Source organism: Microbacterium sp. SA156 (genome assembly GCF_049065455.1).
Lineage (GTDB): Bacteria > Actinomycetota > Actinomycetes > Actinomycetales > Microbacteriaceae > Microbacterium > Microbacterium barkeri.
Genome location: NZ_JBAKGU010000002.1, coordinates 279319 through 295829 on the forward strand (window position 1 = coordinate 279319; position 16511 = coordinate 295829).

A 16511-nucleotide genomic window follows, 5' to 3' on the forward strand; every position below is an offset into this window, starting at 1 on the left:
GCGGCCGTCGCGCGCGACGACGCCGGTACGAAGACAGCGAACAGGAAGCATCATGAAGGTCAACCCCAGCGTCAAGCCGATCTGCGACCACTGCAAGGTGATCCGCCGTCACGGCCGCGTCATGGTCATCTGCAAGAGCAACCCGCGCCACAAGCAGCGCCAGGGCTGATGCGGCGCGGCTCAATGCGACGAAGGAGCGTTGAGTCGTGACGGATCAGTCGCAGAGACCCACAACTGAATTCAGGCAGGATCAGAACCCGCTCGGCGGGGGACACCTCGGGGCGGAGGCCCGGGCACCGATCCTGCTCCACACCTCCACAATCATCAGGAGAACCGCATGGCACGTCTTGCCGGCGTCGACATCCCGCGCGACAAGCGCGTGGTGATCGCACTCACGTACATCTACGGCGTTGGCCGTACCCGCTCGAACGAGATCCTCGCCGCCACCGGTGTCAGCCCCGACATCCGCGTGAAGGACCTCTCCGACGACCAGCTCGTCGCGCTGCGCGACTACATCGAGGGCAACTACAAGGTTGAGGGTGACCTCCGCCGCGAGGTCGCCGCCGACATCCGCCGCAAGGTCGAGATCGGCTCCTACGAGGGTCTCCGCCACCGTCGTGGTCTCCCGGTCCGCGGTCAGCGCACGAAGACCAACGCGCGTACGCGCAAGGGTCCCAAGCGCACCGTCGCCGGTAAGAAGAAGGCCCGCTAAGGCGCGCGGATAGGTTTAGGAGAAAACCATGGCTGCACCGAAGACTGCCGCGCGCAAGCCGCGCCGCAAGGAGAAGAAGAACATCGCGCTGGGCCAGGCCCACATCAAGTCGACGTTCAACAACACGATCGTCTCGATCACCGACCCGTCCGGCGCCGTGATCAGCTGGGCCTCGTCGGGTGGCGTGGGCTTCAAGGGCTCGCGCAAGTCGACGCCGTTCGCCGCCGGCCTCGCCGCCGAGTCGGCCGCGCGTCAGGCGCAGGAGCACGGCGTCAAGAAGGTCGACGTGTTCGTGAAGGGTCCGGGCTCGGGCCGCGAGACCGCGATCCGCTCGCTCCAGGCCGCCGGCCTCGAGGTCGGCTCGATCCAGGACGTGACGCCCCAGGCTCACAACGGCTGCCGTCCGCCGAAGCGTCGCCGCGTCTGAGAACGTCTTCGCCGGGGTGCTCGTTCGAGCACCCCGGCGCATTCGCCGTTCAACGCCCGGCGCGAGCTGGGTCCCGAGTACAACTCAAGACCTCTCATCATCGCAAGTGTCATATAGCGGGCACTTGATCGAAAGGAACACATAGTGCTCATCGCACAGCGTCCGACCCTCACCGAGGAGAAGATCTCCGAGTTCCGCAGCCGGTTCGTCATCGAGCCCCTGGAGCCCGGCTTCGGCTACACGATCGGCAACGCGCTCCGTCGCAGCCTCCTCTCGTCGATCCCCGGCGCGGCTGTCACGAGCATCCGCATCGACGGCGTGCTGCACGAGTTCAGCACGATCCCCGGCGTGAAGGAGGATGTCACCGAGATCATCCTCAACATCAAGCAGCTGGTCGTCTCGAGCGAGCGCGACGAGCCCATCACCGCGTACCTGCGCAAGACGGGTGCCGGCGAGGTCACGGCCGCAGACATCTCGGCTCCGGCCGGCGTCGAGGTCCACAACCCCGAGCTCGTCATCGCGACGCTCAACTCGGACGCCAAGTTCGAGCTCGAGCTCACGATCGAGCGCGGGCGCGGCTACGTGTCGGCGACGCAGAACCGCAACGAGTACGCAGAGGCGGGTCAGATCCCCGTCGACTCGATCTACTCGCCCGTCTACAAGGTCAGCTACCGCGTCGACGCCACCCGTGCCGGTGAGCGCACCGACTTCGACAAGCTGATCCTGGACGTCGAGACGAAGGCGTCGATCGCGCCCCGCGACGCCGTCGCGTCGGCCGGCCGCACGCTGGTCGAGCTGTTCGGCCTCGCCCGCGAGCTGAACGTCGAGGCCGAGGGCATCGAGATCGGCCCCGCGCCGGTCGAGACCGTCCTCTCGAACGAGCTGTCGATGCCCATCGAGGACCTCGACCTGTCGGTCCGCTCGTACAACTGCCTCAAGCGCGAGGGGATCAACACGGTCAGCGAGCTCGTCGCCCTCTCGGAGACGCAGCTCATGAACATCCGCAACTTCGGTCAGAAGTCGGTCGACGAGGTGCGCGACAAGCTCGTCTCGCTCGGTCTGTCGCTGAAGGACTCGGTGCCCGGTTTCGACGGCACCGGCTTCTACAGCGGCTACGACGAAGAGTCCCTCTGACCCGACTTCCTGTCCTGATACTGGAGTAACAAGAAATGCCCAAGCCCACGAAGGGTGCCCGCCTCGGCGGCGGCCCGGCCCACGAGCGCCTGCTTCTCGCGAACCTCGCAGCGGCTCTGTTCACCCACAAGTCGATCAAGACCACGGAGACGAAGGCGAAGCGCCTCCGCCCCCTGGCTGAGCGCCTCATCACCAAGGCCAAGCGCGGCGACCTCCACGCGCGCCGCACCGTGCTCTCGGTGATCGGTGACAAGGAAGTCGTGCACGTCCTGTTCAACGAGATCGCTCCGCTCGTCGCGGACCGCGAGGGTGGCTACACGCGCATCACCAAGGTCGGCAACCGCAAGGGCGACAACGCTCCCATGGCCGTGATCGAGCTCGTCCTCGAGCCCGTCACGCCGAAGGCGAAGAAGTCCACGTCGAAGCCCGCCGCGCCGGCTGAGCCCGCCGCTCCCGTCGCCGACGCGAACGAGGACGAGGCCGCCGAGCCCGCCGAGGTCGAAGAGGCCGGCGTCGCCGCGGAGGACACCGCCGGCGAGGCTCTCGTCGACAACGAGGCATCGGACGAGGAGGCGGCCGAGGAGGCCGACGCTCCCGAGGCCGAGTCGAAGTAAGCACTTCGCGACCGCGCAGCGCCCCGCACCGGATGGTGCGGGGCGCTTCGCTGTTCGGGCGGGGGATGGCGCGGGGCGGTGCGCGTAGGCTCGGAGGGTGACTGAAGCGCCCCGCATGAACGTCGAGTCGTTCAACCTCGACCACCGCATCGTGTCCGCGCCGTACGTGCGCCTCGCCGACCGCAAGCAGCTGCCGGCGGGCGACGTCATCGTGAAGTACGACGTCCGCTTCGCGCAGCCGAACGTCGCGCATCTCGAGATGCCGACCATCCACTCGATCGAGCACCTCTTCGCCGAGAAGAGCCGCAATCACTCGGATCGCGTGATCGACTTCTCGCCGATGGGATGCCAGACCGGCTTCTACCTCATCCTGCAGGGCGAGCCCGCGTACGAGGAGGTCCTCGCGCTCGTCGAGGCGACTCTCCGAGACATCCTCGAGGCGACCGAGGTGCCCGCCGCGAACGAGACGCAGTGCGGATGGGGTGCGAACCACACTCTCGAGGGCGCCCAGAGCGCCGTCCGCGACTTCCTCGCGCACCGCGACGCGTGGGCGACCGTCTTCGCGCCGGGCGCGAGCGCATGACGACCGTCGTCGTCCAGGTCGCGATGGACGAGGAGGCGCAGCCCTTCCTCGACGCCGCCAGCGAAGTGAGCGAGCCGGTCCGCATCGCGCGCGCCGAGCACCGCGGAGTCGTGGTCGACGGCCGCACGTTCGTGCTCGTGCGATCGGGCATCGGCATGGTCAACGCGGCGGATGCCGCGGTCGGCGCCCTGCATCGGTACGGCGACGACGTGCTCCTCGTCTCGGCCGGGTCGGCCGGTGGCCTCGCCGCCGAGGTCGAGGTCGGGGACGTGTTCGTCGGGATGGACTACGTCAACGTCGAGGCGGATGCCCGTGCATTCGGCTACGAGGCGGGCCAGGTTCCGGGGATGCCCGCGAGCTACGCACCTGACCCGCTCGCCGTCGCCGCTCTCACCGCATCGGCACCGGACGGCGTGCGCGTGCGCGGCGGCGGCATCGGCTCGGGCGAGAAGTTCGTCACGGTCGAGATCGCCCATCGTCTCCGCGAGGTCTTCCCGGGCATCCACGTCGTGGACATGGAGACCGCGGCCATCGCGCAGACGGCCTTCAATCACGGCGTCCGCTTCGTGTCGGTGCGTGCGATCAGCGACCTCTGCGCCCCCGACGGCACCGAGTTCCTCACACACGTCGATGACGCCGCGGAGCGGTCGGCGAAGGCGGTGCTCGCGGCGCTCCCGCAGCTCGTCGGCTAGGCACCATCCGTTCGGGTCGCAGTTGTCGTCCGTATTAACGGTTTCTGGGACGGTTTTCGCGACCTGGGCTGGGCGCCATCTGTTCGGGTCGCAGTTGTCGTCCCTATCGAGGGTTTTAGGGATGGTTTTCGCGACCTGGGCGGGGCGCCGTCCGTCTGGGTCGCAGTTGTCGTCCCTTTCGGCGGTTTCTGGGACGGTTTTCGCGACCTGGGCGTGAACAGCTGGGCGCCATCCGTCTGGGTCGCAGTCGTCGTCCGTATCGGCGGTTTCTGGGACGGTTTTCGCGACCTGGGCGAGGCGCCATCTGTCTGGGTCGCAGTTGTCGTCCGTATCGGCGGTTTCTGGTACGGCTTCCGCGACCTGGGCGGCGGGGCGGCGGGGCCCTGGGCGGCGACCGGTGCGGCGGGGCGGGGCGGCGGGGTGGTGCGTGTCCCCGGCGGTGCCGCGGCCCTGGATGGACGCCGCCGGCTCCCGGCCGCGAAAGAGCGCCGGCCGCTCCCCGATATCCTGAACCGATGCGGCGCATCCGGCTCGACATCGCGTACGACGGCACGAACTTCCGAGGATGGGCCCGGCAGCCGGGGCTCCGCACCGTCCAGGGCACGCTCGAGGCGGCGCTCACGCGGATCGCGAGCTCGCCCGTGCAGCTCGTGGTCGCAGGGCGCACCGACGCCGGCGTGCACGCGACCGGGCAGGTCGCCCACGCCGACATCGACGACGTGCAGTGGGAGCGGATGACGCAGCGTCGCCGCAACGCCCCCGAGGTCGAGGACCCGATGGAGCCGGTCGCGCGTCGCCTCATGGGCGTGCTCGGCCAGTACTCCGATGTCGCCGTGAACCGCGTGTCGACCGCGCCCGAGGGATTCGACGCGCGCTTCTCCGCGACGTGGCGCCGCTACGCGTATCGCATCGCCGACCAGGTCGTCGGCTACGACCCCATGGAGCGCCACCGCACGACGACCGTCCGCGCGGAGCTCGACGTCGCCGCGATGGACGATGCCGCGCGCGGACTCGTCGGACTCTGGGACTTCGCCGCGTACTGCAAGCCGCGGCCCGAGGCCACGACCATCCGCACGCTCCTCGAGTTCGACTGGCGTCGTGACGACGACGGCGTGCTCGTCGCGAACGTCCGCGCCGACGCGTTCTGCCACTCGATGGTGCGTGCGCTCGTCGGCGCGTGCGTCGCCGTGGGGGAGGGGAAGCTCACCGCCGAGCACCTCCGCATCATCCGCGACGGACTCGAGCGCACGAACGAGTTCAAGGTGCTCGCCGCGCGCGGCCTCACGCTCACCGAGGTCGGCTATCCGGCCGACGGCCAGCTCGCGCAGCGGGCCGAGCAGACGCGCAACCGGCGCGACGCCGACGAGGTCGGCGGCTGACGCGCGAGCGGGTGGCGGCCGAGCGGATGGGGGCCGGCTCGCGTCCAGGACACGCGCGCGCAACCCATAGCCTCCGCACGTTCGGCGGGCATACCGTGGGCGGCATGAGAGTCATCTCGTACAACCTCCGCAAGCACGCCGCGGCCGCGGAGCTCGAGCACCTGGTCGATCGGTGGGAGGCGAACGTCCTCTGCCTGCAGGAGGCCGACACGACCGACCTCCCCGAGCACGTCGCGGGCCTCCGACTCGCGAAGGCGACCGAGCGGAACCGGCTCGGCCTCGCGCTCTACTACCGCGAGAACATGTTCCGCCTCGAGGACGTCGTCGTGCTCTCGCTCAAGCGCTCGCTGCACGACATCCTCCTGAAGCCCGCCCACGAGCGACTCCTCGGAGCGCGGATGTTCGACATCGATGCCGGGCGCGAGGTGATCTTCGCGTCATTCCATGCGGCTCCGCTCACCGCACTCAACTCGCTCCGGCGTCACCAGATCCGCTCGGCGCTGGGTGCGCTCCAGCGCCTGGGCCCCGGCCTCCCGACGCTCATGGTGGGCGACTACAACTACCCCGTCTTCAAGGAGCGGCTGCACGAGCGGATCAAGGGCCACGGCTACGACCTGACCCTGAGCGACGCCCGCACCTACACGCGGTATCGGTTCTTCCGGGGGCACTACGACTTCGCGACGTCCGCCGGACTGACGATCGACGACATCACGACGCTGCCGCAGGGCGCGAGCGATCACCTGCCCATCCTCGTCAGCGCGAGCTATCGCTGACGACCACTTTGGCCATCCGCACCCTCATCGGTTAGGATTGCTCTTTGGTGCCCGTCTCGGGCGCCGCGAACGTGAGCCCTCCACCGCAGGTGATGGCCGGCATCGACCGGTCAAACCGCCCGGAGCGGGATTCACGAACGTCTCCGTTCGAACAGAAAGCAGCACTACTGTGACGCGCACTTACAGCCCGAAGGCCGGTGAAGCCCAGCGCGAGTGGCTCGTGATCGACGCCACCGACGTCGTTCTCGGCCGCCTGGCCTCGCACGCCGCCGCCCTCCTCCGCGGCAAGCACAAGGCGACCTTCGCTCCCCACATGGACATGGGCGACTTCGTCATCATCGTGAACGCCGACAAGGTCGCGCTCACCGGTCAGAAGCTCCAGCAGAAGAAGGCCTACCGTCACTCGGGCTTCCCGGGCGGCCTCAAGTCGGTCACCTACGCCGAGCTCCTCGAGAAGAACCCGGTTCGCGCTGTCGAGAAGGCAGTCCGCGGCATGCTCCCCAAGAACACCCTTGGTCGCGAGCAGCTCGCCAAGCTGAAGGTGTACGCCGGTGCCGAGCACCCGCACGCCGCTCAGCAGCCCAAGACGTACACCCTCGACCAGGTCGCCCAGTAAGCGGCGTTTAAGGACTTCATCGTGGCGAACGAAATCGAAAACGACATCCAGAACTACTCGACCGAGACGCCGGCGAACGACGTCGTCGTGGCCGAGCGCCCCGTCGTGAGCGTCCCCGGTGCTGCCGTGGGCCGTCGCAAGCAGGCCATCGCCCGCGTGCGCATCATCCCCGGCTCGGGCTCCTTCACGGTCAACGGCCGCACCCTCGAGGACTACTTCCCGAACAAGCTGCACCAGCAGCTCATCACGGACCCCTTCACGGTGCTCAACCTCAACGGCGCCTACGACGTGATCGCCCGCATCAACGGCGGCGGCCCCTCGGGCCAGGCCGGCGCGCTGCGCCTCGCGATCGCCCGTGCCCTCAACGAGGTCGACCGCGAGAACAACCGCCCGACCCTCAAGAAGGCCGGCTTCCTCACGCGCGACGCTCGCGTCATCGAGCGCAAAAAGGCCGGTCTCAAGAAGGCCCGCAAGGCTTCGCAGTTCTCGAAGCGCTGAGGCAGACACACTCCATGCCGCTTTTCGGCACGGACGGCGTGCGAGGGCTTGCCAACGGCACCCTCACCGCCGACCTGGCTCTCTCCCTGGCCCAGGCGACCGCGGTCGTCCTGGGCCAGGGGCGTTCCGCGGAGGCGCGCCGCGCCGCGGGCAAGCGCACCACGGCCGTCATCGGCCGCGACCCCCGCATCTCGGGCGAGTTCCTCAGCGCTGCCGTCGCGGCGGGTCTCGCGGCATCCGGCGTCGACGTCTACGACGCCGGCGTCATCCCGACGCCCGCGCTCGCCTTCCTCATCGCCGATCGCGACGCCGACTTCGGCGTCATGGTCTCGGCATCGCACAACCCCGCGCCCGACAACGGCATCAAGATCTTCGCGCGCGGCGGCGTGAAGCTGCCCGACGTCGTCGAGCAGCGGATCGAGAGCTACCTCACGCGCGACAAGCTGCTGCCGACCGGCGGCGAGGTCGGCCGCATCCGGCGCTTCTCCGACGCCGAGGACCGCTACCTCCTGCACCTGCTCGGCTCGCTTCCCGCGCGCCTCGACGGCATCCACGTCGTGCTCGACTGCGCCCACGGCGCGGCCGCCGGCGTCTCGCCCGAGGTGTTCCGCGACGCAGGCGCTCAGGTCACCGTCATCGGCGCCGACCCCGACGGGCTCAACATCAACGACGGCGTCGGATCGACGCACATCGACAAGCTCGCCGAGGCCGTCGTCGCGCACGGCGCCGACGTCGGCATCGCGCACGACGGCGACGCCGACCGCTGCCTCGCCGTGACCGCCGACGGCACACCCGTCGACGGAGACCAGATCATGGCCATCCTCGCCGCCTCGATGCAGGAGCGCGGCATGCTCGCGCAGGACACGCTCGTCGCGACCGTGATGAGCAACCTCGGCCTGCACGTCGCGATGCGCGAGCGGGGGATCACGGTCAAGACGACCGCCGTCGGCGACCGCTATGTGCTCGAGGAGATGAACGCCGGCGGATACTCCCTCGGCGGCGAGCAGTCGGGCCACGTCATCATGAGCGACTTCGCGACGACGGGCGATGGCGTGCTCACGGGCCTGCACATCGTGGCCGAGATGGCACGTCAGGGCAAGAGCCTGGCCGAGCTCGCGTCGATCATGACGGTCTACCCGCAGGTGCTCGTCAACGTGAAGGGCGTCGACAAGACGCGCGTCGACGACGAGATCGTGCAGGACGTCGTCCGCACGGTCGAGGCCGAGCTCGGCGACACCGGCCGCGTGCTCCTGCGCGCATCGGGCACGGAGTCGCTCGTCCGCGTGATGGTCGAGGCCGCCGACGGCGCCTCGGCCCAGCGGCACGCCGACGCGATCGCCGACGTCGTCCGGGAGCGGCTCGCGCTCTGACGCGCGGCCGCTCCCGGCGCGCGGGCCTGCCGGGCCCTCCGCCGGCGCGGCTTGCCGGGGCGGGCTTGACGCGAGCCGGGGCCATCCGTCGGCGGGCTTGACGCGAGCGGCGGCCATCCCCGGTCGTGCCCTCCGCGCTCTCTGGGCGGATGGCCGCGGCCGCCGAATCGTCGGACGTACGGTCGGCTCTCTATCCTGGAGACGATGCCCCGCTCCGAGACGCCCGAACGCCCGATGCGCACCACCTGGGTGCCGGTTCACCCCGACCTCGCGCCCACGCGTCGTTCGCTTCGCGCGCAGGCCCCGGGCCGGAGTCTGCGTCCGCTGCTCATCGGGTCGGCGGCGGCCGTCGTCCTGGCGATCGTCGTCGTCGCGCTCGTGGCGGGGCCGATGCTCGCGCGGGCGGGGGAGTCGGACCGGACCGAGCAGTACGCGAGCGCTCGTGCGGAGGCTGTCTCGGCTCGGGATGAGGCGTCTTCCGCGCGGTCCGATGTCGCCGCCGCGATCGCGACCCGCACGGAGACGGCCGAGCGGATGTCCACGGCCCTTGCAGGCGCGGAGGGGTACGCCGACGAGGCCGCGCGGTCGACCGCCGCGCAGGCGGTGGCCGCCTATGCGGACGGGCTCGGCCGGCTCGAGCTGCCGTCCGAGCCGGCGGCCGTGCCCGAGACCGCGACGGTCGAGACGGATGAGGAGCTCGACCGTGCCCTCACGGCTCTCGACGGGGCCGAGGCCGAAGCCGACGCGACCATCGCCGCCGTCGGCGAGGCGCGCAATCGGATGGCCGAGCTCGACGCCGAGTTCTCCGCAGCGCTCGAGGCATTCCGTGGATCCCTGCTGCCCCGCGCCGAGGTCATCCTGGGGGAGAACCCCGATGCCGTCGAGGACTTCCGCGCGGCGGTCGCGTCGGCCGCGCAGAGCGCGGCGGACGCGAGCGACCCCGCCCAGCTGGAGCAGCGGCTGAAGGAGTTCGCCTCTGCGGTCGATGCGCTGCGTGCGGACCAGCATCGGGCGGCGATCGCGATCGAGCAGGAGCGCCTCGAGCAGGAGCAGCGCGAGGCGGAGGAGCGCGAGCGGCAGCAGACGCCGGTCGTGCCCGCTCCCGTGCCGACGCCGGACCCGACGCCCGAGCCGACGCCCGAGACGAGCCCGGAGCCGACGCCCGAGCCCGAGGAGCCGACGCCGACGCCCGAAGATCCGACTCCCGAGACGCCCGCGCCCGAGACGCCCGCTCCCGACGACCCGACTCCCGAGACCCCCACTCCCGACGCGTCGTAGCCGCTCGTCCGGGCCGAGACCTCACGTGTCTCACTTCGCGCGGTAATTCGGGGCGGAATCCCACCGGTGGCGAGACATGCTCGTTCGGCCTTCTGTGGGGGCGGTGCTTCCGTGTCTCGGTTACCGCGGTTATCCGGGCTCGATTCCCGCCGGTGTTGAGACATGCCGGTGCGGCGCACGGCGCGTGTCTCGGTTTCCGCGGTTATCCGGGCTCGATTCCCGCCGGTACCGAGACACGCTCGTCCGGCGGGCACCCCGTGTCTCACGCCCCGCCGTTATCGGGGGGCGGATTCCCGCCGGTACTGAGACACGCTCGTCCGGCTGACGTTCCGTGTCTCGGTTACCGCGGTTATTGGGGGCGGATTCCCGCCGGTACCGAGACACGTTGGTCCGGCTGACGCCGCGTGTCTCGGTTACCGCCGCTATCCGGGCCCGATTCCCGCCTGCACCGAGACACGCCGGTCCGACGCACGCCCCGTGTCTCGCATCCCGCGGTTGTCCGGGGCGGATTCCCGCCCGTACCGAGACACGCGCCAAAGGCCCCCTCGTCACATTCTCGATTCGCGGGAATAGACGCCGGAGAGGGCTGTTTCACCTGCTGTGATCGAGTTCTCGGATTCGCGCCCCGCTGCGACGCTGGATGTCCCCGCCGCCCGTGAGCGGGTGCGCGTGCGCATCCCTCTTCGGTTCCCCGACGGATACGCGACGGAGGTCGAGGTCATCACGTTCGACGGACTCGTCGACGGCCGGGAGCACCTCCTTCTCGCCCTGGGCGACTGGCGCGGCGCGCTCGAGCGCGACGGCGTCGCACCGCTCGTCCGCCCGCACAGCGAGTGCCTCACGGGCGACGTCTTCGGCTCGGAGCGCTGCGACTGCGGCCCGCAGCTGCGCGAGGCCGTCGAGCGCATCGCCGACGAGGGCGGCTTCCTGCTGTACCTCCGCCAGGAGGGACGCGGCATCGGACTCTACGCGAAGCTCGACGCCTATGCCCTGCAGGACGCGGGACTCGATACCTACGAGGCGAACCTCGCGCTCGGCCACGGTCAGGATGAGCGCGACTACACCGCGGCGGCGCAGATGCTGCGCGCGGTCGGCGTCGACCGCATCCGTCTGCTGAGCAACAACCCCGACAAGGCCGCCCAGCTCGGCGCCCTCGGCGTCGGGGTCGAGGAACGCGTTCCCACGGCCGTGCACCTCTCGGCCTCGAACGCGAACTACCTGCGCACGAAGCGCGATCACACCGCGCACACGATCGATCTGCCCGCAGCCTGAGCACGGATGGCGCCGCGCCCGCACGCGTGGCGCCATCCGTGTATCGCGCTGCGGCAGCGCCCCGATATGCTTCGGGGGTGATGCGGCGGACGGCGCGATGGGGCGGAGTGCTCGCCATCTGCGGCGCGCTCGCGTTCGGCGGCGCCGCGCACGCGGACGACCAGCCGGATGAGCCCTCGGCGCCCGCGGATGTCTCGGTGCACGTCGTGATCGACGGCTCGCGCTGCGGCCCGGTCATGAGGGTTCCGGATGGCGTCGCCGAGCATGTCCGCGACCGATCGAAGGGCAAGGCGCGTCCGTTCACCGGCGGACTGCCGCCGGCAGCGGTCGCAGGCCAGTGCAAGGCCGAGCGACCGCCCGAGGTCGTCGTCGAACGGTCTCGGGGACGCGGCGGCGCGCTCGTCACGTACTCCCTCTTCGTCTGAGCGCGGGTCGGGAACCGCCACCGCCGTCGAGACTAGCCCTGGTCGTCGGGACCTGTGCCGGGAGCACCGGTTTCGACGACGAAAGCTAGTCTGACGAGGATGACGGGCCTCAGCTCCCGAGCGCGCCCATCACGAGGTAGCCGGCGCATGCGGCACCGAGCATGAGCGCGGCGGCGGTCGCGAGAGCGAGCGGCCACGCTCCCCGCTCCAGGGCGCCGGAGCGGTGGAGCGACGCGTGCGCACGGCGGTATCCGATGGCCGCCGCGAAGTACGCCCCCACGGCGAGCCCTGCCCCCACGAGGCCCACGATCACGGCCGCGAGCCCGAGCGATTCCGCCGTGAAGCGCATGGCGACGAGACTCGCGAGCCCGAAGGAGAGGCACGTGCGGCGCCATGCGAGCAGCGTGCGCTCGGGCTGCAGCCCCGGGTCGAAGACCGCGTCCGTCACACGAACATCCCGATGGTGACGAGCGCCACGGCGACGACCACGCCGACGACGATGACCCCTCCGACGCCGAGCCCCGGAAGCGGCCGACCCAGACGGAGCGCCTTCTCGGTGCGCGCCCACCCGAGCCAGGCCTGGATGGCGGCGAGGGTGCCCAGCACGAGGAAGACGGCCGCGGCCGCGAGGCGCCACCCGGCGGCCGTCGGGATGTCGAGCGCCTCGAGAGCGAACGCGCCGGCGTACATCGCGAGCGCGGTGCGGAGCCACGCGAGGAACGTGCGCTCGTTCGCGAGGCTGAAACGGGGGTCGGGTTCGTCGCCCTCGCGGTAGACGCGCTGCGGGAAGCGGCTCACGAGCGCTCCTCGCGGAGCGCGACGGTGCGGAACCCGGCGTTGCCCATCGACGAGTCCGGGGTGTTCTGCGACCGGGCGGAGTTGCGGTAGCGGTTGCAGTACGAGATGTGGCAGAGATAGCTGCCGCCGCGCAGGATGCGCGCGGCCCCGGTGGCGGGCCCTCTCGGGTTCTCGACGTCGCCGCGCTCGTAGGTGCGCGGATCGAACCAGTCCTGACACCACTCCCACACGTTCCCGACGGTCTGCCAGAGCCCGAAGCCGTTCGGCTGGAAGGTGCGCACGGGAGCCGTGGTGAGCCATCCGTCGTCCAGAGTGTTCTCGCGCGGGAACACGCCCTGCCAGATGTTGGCGCGCCATCCGCCCTCGTCGACCTCCGCGTCGCCCCAGGGGTACTTCGCGCCCTCGATTCCGCCGCGCGCCGCGTACTCCCACTCCGCCTCGGTGGGCAGGCGCCGGCCGGCCCACGCGCAGTACGCGACGGCGTCGTTCCAGCTGACGTGCACAACCGGATGGTCGTCGAGTCCGTCGAGGTCGGAGCGGGATCCTCCCGGATGGCGCCAGTCGGCGCCCCTGACGCCGAACCACCAGGGAGTCCCCGGCGGCTGACCGACGATGTCCTCCTCGGGAGCCGCGACAGCGAGGTGGAACACCGCCGAGAAGCCGAACGTCTCGGCCTCGGTGCGGTAGCCGGTGTCGTCGACGAAGCGCGCGAAGTCGGCGTTGGTCACGGCCGTCGCGTCGATCTCGAACGCATCGAGCGTCACGCGATGCAGCGGCGTCTCGCCGTCCTGCGGATTGCGATCGCCCGACGAGTCGCCCATCGTGAACGCGCCCGCCGGGATGCGCGCCTGCTCGATCGCGTGGCGCCCTGTGCTGGTCGGCGCCGTGGAAGGCGGCCGTGTGCTCAGGGAGAGGAAAGCGCCGCGCCCGGGGGTTCCGCACCCGCAGCCGCAGCCGGTGTCTTCGTCGCTCACCCTTCCACGGTAGCCCTCGGCGCGGCGCGGAATCCCGCGCCAGAAGTGGGGATTACCAGCCCAGGTCCTCGATGTAGCGCAGCAGCACGCCCTCGCGGAGCGCCCACGGCGACACCTCGAGCTCGTCGACCTCGAGTGCGGCCATCGCCTCGTGCAGGACGACCGCACCCGCCGTGATCTGGAACGTGCGATCGGCCGTGATGCCGGGCAGCTCCTGCCGCGCCTGCGCGGGGATCCGCGCGAGCACCGGGATCCAGGAGCCGAGCGCGTCGCGGCGCAGCACCATCCGGTCGTTGCCTGCCCAGCCCTCGAGCGGATGGCCCGCGAGCCTCGCGAGGGAGCGGATCGTCTTCGACGACCCCACGACGTGGTCGGGGCGGGGGAGTGACGCGAAGCGCTCGGCGAGCGGAGCGAGTGCCGACGCCGCGTGCGCGCGGAGCCGGTCGACCTGCCGGTCGCCGGGCGGGTCGTCGGGCAGGAACCCGATCGTCATCCGGCCGGCGCCCAGCGGGACCGACTCGGCGAGATCGGGCAGCTCCTCGCTGCCACCCGCGATCTCGAGCGACCCGCCGCCGATGTCGAAGAGGAGGATCTGCCCCGCCGACCAGCCGAACCAGCGCCGGACGGCGAGGAACGTGAAGCGCGCCTCCTGCTCGCCGCCCAGCACCTGGAGCGGCTGGCCGAGCGCGGCCTCGATCTGCAGGATGACGTCGGTGCCGTTCGCGGCCTCGCGCACGGCGGAGGTCGCCGTGGCGAGCAGCTCGTCGACGCCCTCCTTCTCGGCCACCTCGCGCGCGCGATGCACGGCGTCGATGATCGCCTTCACACCCTCGTCGGAGATGCGCCCGTCGTCCTCGAGATAGCGCATGAGCCGCAGGACGGACTTCTCGCTCGTCTGCGCGAGCGGTCTGCCGCCGGGGTGGGCATCCGCGACGAGCAGGTGGACGGTGTTCGAACCGATGTCGAGGACTCCGAGGCGCACGTCGACAGCGTAGTGGTCGTGCCGTGGATGCAAGCGCTTGCCGACTTATGTCGATGAGAAGCCCCGAGATTGCGCGCGACCCGCGCCATCACCATCCGCCCTCGACGGATTTTCTGCAAACGCTTGCAGCAGACCCATCCGCGCCGCTAGCGTCACAGCGGGCACGCGGATGTGCCCCGGTGCGCACTCGAAGACGAAGCGCGCATCGACGACAAGCGAAGGAGCATGCCCCGATGAACCCTGCCCCGACCGTCGACCGCCCGCGCCGCAGAAGGCGCCCGCTCCGCGCGATCGCCCTCGCCGGAGCCCTCGCCCTCGCGGCCCCGCTCCTCGCGATCGCCGCTCCCGCCGAGCCCGCCGAAGCCGCCGCTCCCGGGCCGAAGGACACCACGGCCGTCCTGTTCGAGTACACGTGGGACGCGATCGCCCGCGAGTGCACCGAGACCCTCGGCCCTGCGGGATACGGGTACGTGCAGACGTCGCCGCCGCAGGAGCACGTGCTCGGGTCGGCGTGGTGGACGCACTACCAGCCGGTCTCGTACAAGCTCGACTCGCGCCTCGGCACCGAGGCCGAGTTCCAGAACATGATCGACACGTGCAACGCGGCGGGGGTGGGCGTCATCGTCGACGCCGTGATCAACCACATGTCGGGGCAGTCTGCGGGCGGCACCGGATGGGCCGGAACCCAGTACCAGCACTACACGTACCCCGGGCTCTACCAGAGCTGGGACTTCCACGGCTGCAAGCGCGACATCGTCAACTACCAGGACCGCTGGGAGGTGCAGGAGTGCAATCTCGTCAACCTCGCTGACCTCAACACGAGCTCGACGTACGTGCAGAACACGATCGCCGGCTACCTCAACAAGCTCGTCGACATGGGCGTCGCCGGCTTCCGCATCGACGCGGTCAAGCACATCGCCGCGACCGACATGCAGGGCATCTGGAGCAAGGTGAAGAACCGCGATTCGCTCTACGTCGTGCAGGAGGTCATCCGCGCCAACGAGCCCATCCAGCCGGAGGAGTACACCTCGACCGGCGACATCCACGAGTTCGCGTTCGCGCGCAAGCTCAAGGAGGCGTTCGGCGGCCGCACGCTCAACTGGCTCATCGAGGGCAACGGCATCGGACCGACCTGGAGCGGCTTCCTCCCGCAGGCCAACGCCGCGGTGTTCGTCGACAACCACGACACCGAGCGCAACGGCGAGACCCTCTCGTACAAGGACGGCGCCGCCTACGACCTCGCGCAGATCTTCACCCTCGCGTGGAACTACGGATCGCCGTCGATCCACTCCGGCTACGCGTTCAGCAACAAGGACGCCGGCCCGGCGACGGATGGCGCGGGCGCGGTCGTCGACGCGAGCCCTCAGGGCGGATGGACCTTCACGCACAAGCAGAACGACATCCTCAACATGGTCGGCTTCCGCACCGCCACGTACGGCAAGCCGATCACGGACAAGTGGACCAACGGCAGCAGCGCGATCGCGTTCGGCCGCGGAGACGCCGGCTTCGTCGCGATCAACCGCGGCGGGGACCTCACCCGGACGTTCACGACGAGCCTGCCGGACGGCACCTACTACAACGTCATCGACGCGGTGAAGACGAACGGCGTGTGGTCGGGCCCCACGATCACGGTCTCGGGCGGCCAGTTCACCGCGACGGTGGGCGCCGACGACGCCATCGCGCTCCACAAGGACGCGAAGGTGACGACGGGTCCCGTCACCGGCGACGACCTGACGGTGTACTACTCGACGTCGAAGGGATGGTCGGCGTACAACATCCACTACAAGGTCGGCTCGGGCGCGTGGACGACGGCGCCGGGGCAGTCGATGACGGCGGCGTGCTCGGGATGGGTGTCGCGGACGATCGACTCGAACGGCGCGTCGGTGACGGCGGCGTTCAACAACGGCGCGGGCACGTGGGACAACAACGGCGGGTCCGACTACGTCCTGTCGGGCACGACCGCTGCGGTCGCGAACGGCGCCGT

The 16511-nt window shown here is 70.3% G+C and carries 20 protein-coding genes; 16 read left to right on the top strand and 4 right to left on the bottom strand.

The window, feature by feature from the left end:
- Window positions 1–52 precede the first annotated feature (52 nt).
- From rpmJ to ACOWU6_RS03530, 15 genes are all read left to right on the top strand, one after another.
- A complete protein-coding gene (gene rpmJ, locus ACOWU6_RS03460; protein WP_005050492.1) occupies window positions 53–169 on the top strand; it encodes a 50S ribosomal protein L36 in 117 nt (38 codons plus the stop codon).
- Between the two features lie 168 nt (window positions 170–337).
- Window positions 338–712 (top strand): 30S ribosomal protein S13, encoded by a 375-nt coding sequence (gene rpsM, locus ACOWU6_RS03465; protein WP_271172365.1) that lies wholly within the window; start codon window positions 338–340, stop codon window positions 710–712.
- 28 nt (window positions 713–740) lie between these two features.
- Window positions 741–1139, top strand: coding sequence for a 30S ribosomal protein S11 (gene rpsK / locus ACOWU6_RS03470; protein ID WP_271172364.1), 399 nt, complete (start codon window positions 741–743; stop codon window positions 1137–1139).
- Between the two features lie 144 nt (window positions 1140–1283).
- Window positions 1284–2273: a DNA-directed RNA polymerase subunit alpha gene (locus tag ACOWU6_RS03475; RefSeq protein WP_271172363.1), complete on the top strand. Its 990-nt coding sequence runs from the start codon at window positions 1284–1286 to the stop codon at window positions 2271–2273.
- A gap of 35 nt (window positions 2274–2308) precedes the next feature.
- The gene (gene rplQ / locus ACOWU6_RS03480) at window positions 2309–2887 is read left to right on the top strand and encodes a 50S ribosomal protein L17 (protein ID WP_271172362.1); all 579 of its coding nucleotides are present in this window, start codon (window positions 2309–2311) and stop codon (window positions 2885–2887) included.
- Window positions 2888–3002: 115 nt separating this feature from the next.
- Entirely contained in the window at window positions 3003–3470 is a 468-nt protein-coding gene (locus tag ACOWU6_RS03485; RefSeq protein ID WP_282978270.1) for an S-ribosylhomocysteine lyase, read from the top strand.
- Entirely contained in the window at window positions 3467–4162 is a 696-nt protein-coding gene (gene mtnN, locus ACOWU6_RS03490) for a 5'-methylthioadenosine/S-adenosylhomocysteine nucleosidase (RefSeq protein WP_421074723.1), read from the top strand. Before ACOWU6_RS03485 ends, mtnN begins: the two co-directional genes overlap by 4 nt.
- Before the next feature lie 515 nt (window positions 4163–4677).
- Complete coding sequence (locus tag ACOWU6_RS03495) at window positions 4678–5541, top strand: tRNA pseudouridine synthase A (RefSeq protein WP_421074724.1); 864 nt, start codon at window positions 4678–4680, stop codon at window positions 5539–5541.
- Window positions 5542–5645: 104 nt separating this feature from the next.
- Entirely contained in the window at window positions 5646–6314 is a 669-nt protein-coding gene (locus tag ACOWU6_RS03500) for an endonuclease/exonuclease/phosphatase family protein (RefSeq protein WP_271172359.1), read from the top strand.
- Window positions 6315–6483: 169 nt separating this feature from the next.
- Window positions 6484–6930, top strand: a complete 447-nt coding sequence (gene rplM / locus ACOWU6_RS03505; protein WP_271172358.1) for a 50S ribosomal protein L13 — start codon at window positions 6484–6486, stop codon at window positions 6928–6930.
- 33 nt (window positions 6931–6963) lie between these two features.
- A complete protein-coding gene (gene rpsI / locus ACOWU6_RS03510) occupies window positions 6964–7428 on the top strand; it encodes a 30S ribosomal protein S9 (RefSeq protein WP_374727767.1) in 465 nt (154 codons plus the stop codon).
- 14 nt (window positions 7429–7442) lie between these two features.
- Entirely contained in the window at window positions 7443–8798 is a 1356-nt protein-coding gene (glmM, locus tag ACOWU6_RS03515; protein WP_421074725.1) for a phosphoglucosamine mutase, read from the top strand.
- Window positions 8799–9002: 204 nt separating this feature from the next.
- Window positions 9003–10076 carry a hypothetical protein gene (locus ACOWU6_RS03520; RefSeq protein WP_421074726.1) on the top strand — a complete coding sequence of 358 codons (1074 nt, stop codon included), beginning with the start codon at window positions 9003–9005 and terminating at the stop codon, window positions 10074–10076.
- A 675-nt stretch (window positions 10077–10751) separates the two neighbouring features.
- Entirely contained in the window at window positions 10752–11348 is a 597-nt protein-coding gene (locus tag ACOWU6_RS03525; RefSeq protein ID WP_421074734.1) for a GTP cyclohydrolase II, read from the top strand.
- Window positions 11349–11425: 77 nt separating this feature from the next.
- Window positions 11426–11773 carry a hypothetical protein gene (locus tag ACOWU6_RS03530; protein ID WP_421074727.1) on the top strand — a complete coding sequence of 116 codons (348 nt, stop codon included), beginning with the start codon at window positions 11426–11428 and terminating at the stop codon, window positions 11771–11773.
- 109 nt (window positions 11774–11882) lie between these two features.
- On the opposite strand, the gene ACOWU6_RS03535 is transcribed toward ACOWU6_RS03530, so the two are convergent.
- Genes ACOWU6_RS03535 through ACOWU6_RS03550 form a run of 4 tightly spaced genes read right to left on the bottom strand, consistent with a single transcriptional unit; the run spans window position 11883 to window position 14527 of the window.
- Window positions 11883–12221 (bottom strand): DUF202 domain-containing protein, encoded by a 339-nt coding sequence (locus ACOWU6_RS03535; RefSeq protein WP_282978223.1) that lies wholly within the window; start codon window positions 12219–12221, stop codon window positions 11883–11885.
- Entirely contained in the window at window positions 12218–12571 is a 354-nt protein-coding gene (locus ACOWU6_RS03540) for a YidH family protein (protein ID WP_421074728.1), read from the bottom strand. The genes ACOWU6_RS03535 and ACOWU6_RS03540 overlap by 4 nt, the downstream gene beginning before the upstream one ends.
- Entirely contained in the window at window positions 12568–13545 is a 978-nt protein-coding gene (locus ACOWU6_RS03545) for a formylglycine-generating enzyme family protein (RefSeq protein ID WP_421074729.1), read from the bottom strand. Before ACOWU6_RS03545 ends, ACOWU6_RS03540 begins: the two co-directional genes overlap by 4 nt.
- A 52-nt stretch (window positions 13546–13597) precedes the next feature.
- Window positions 13598–14527 carry a Ppx/GppA phosphatase family protein gene (locus ACOWU6_RS03550; RefSeq protein WP_271172351.1) on the bottom strand — a complete coding sequence of 310 codons (930 nt, stop codon included), beginning with the start codon at window positions 14525–14527 and terminating at the stop codon, window positions 13598–13600.
- A gap of 233 nt (window positions 14528–14760) precedes the next feature.
- On the opposite strand from ACOWU6_RS03550, the gene ACOWU6_RS03555 reads away from it, so the two are divergent.
- Window positions 14761–16511 (top strand): carbohydrate binding domain-containing protein (locus ACOWU6_RS03555; RefSeq protein ID WP_421074730.1); only part of this gene is annotated, 1751 nt, incomplete at its 3' end.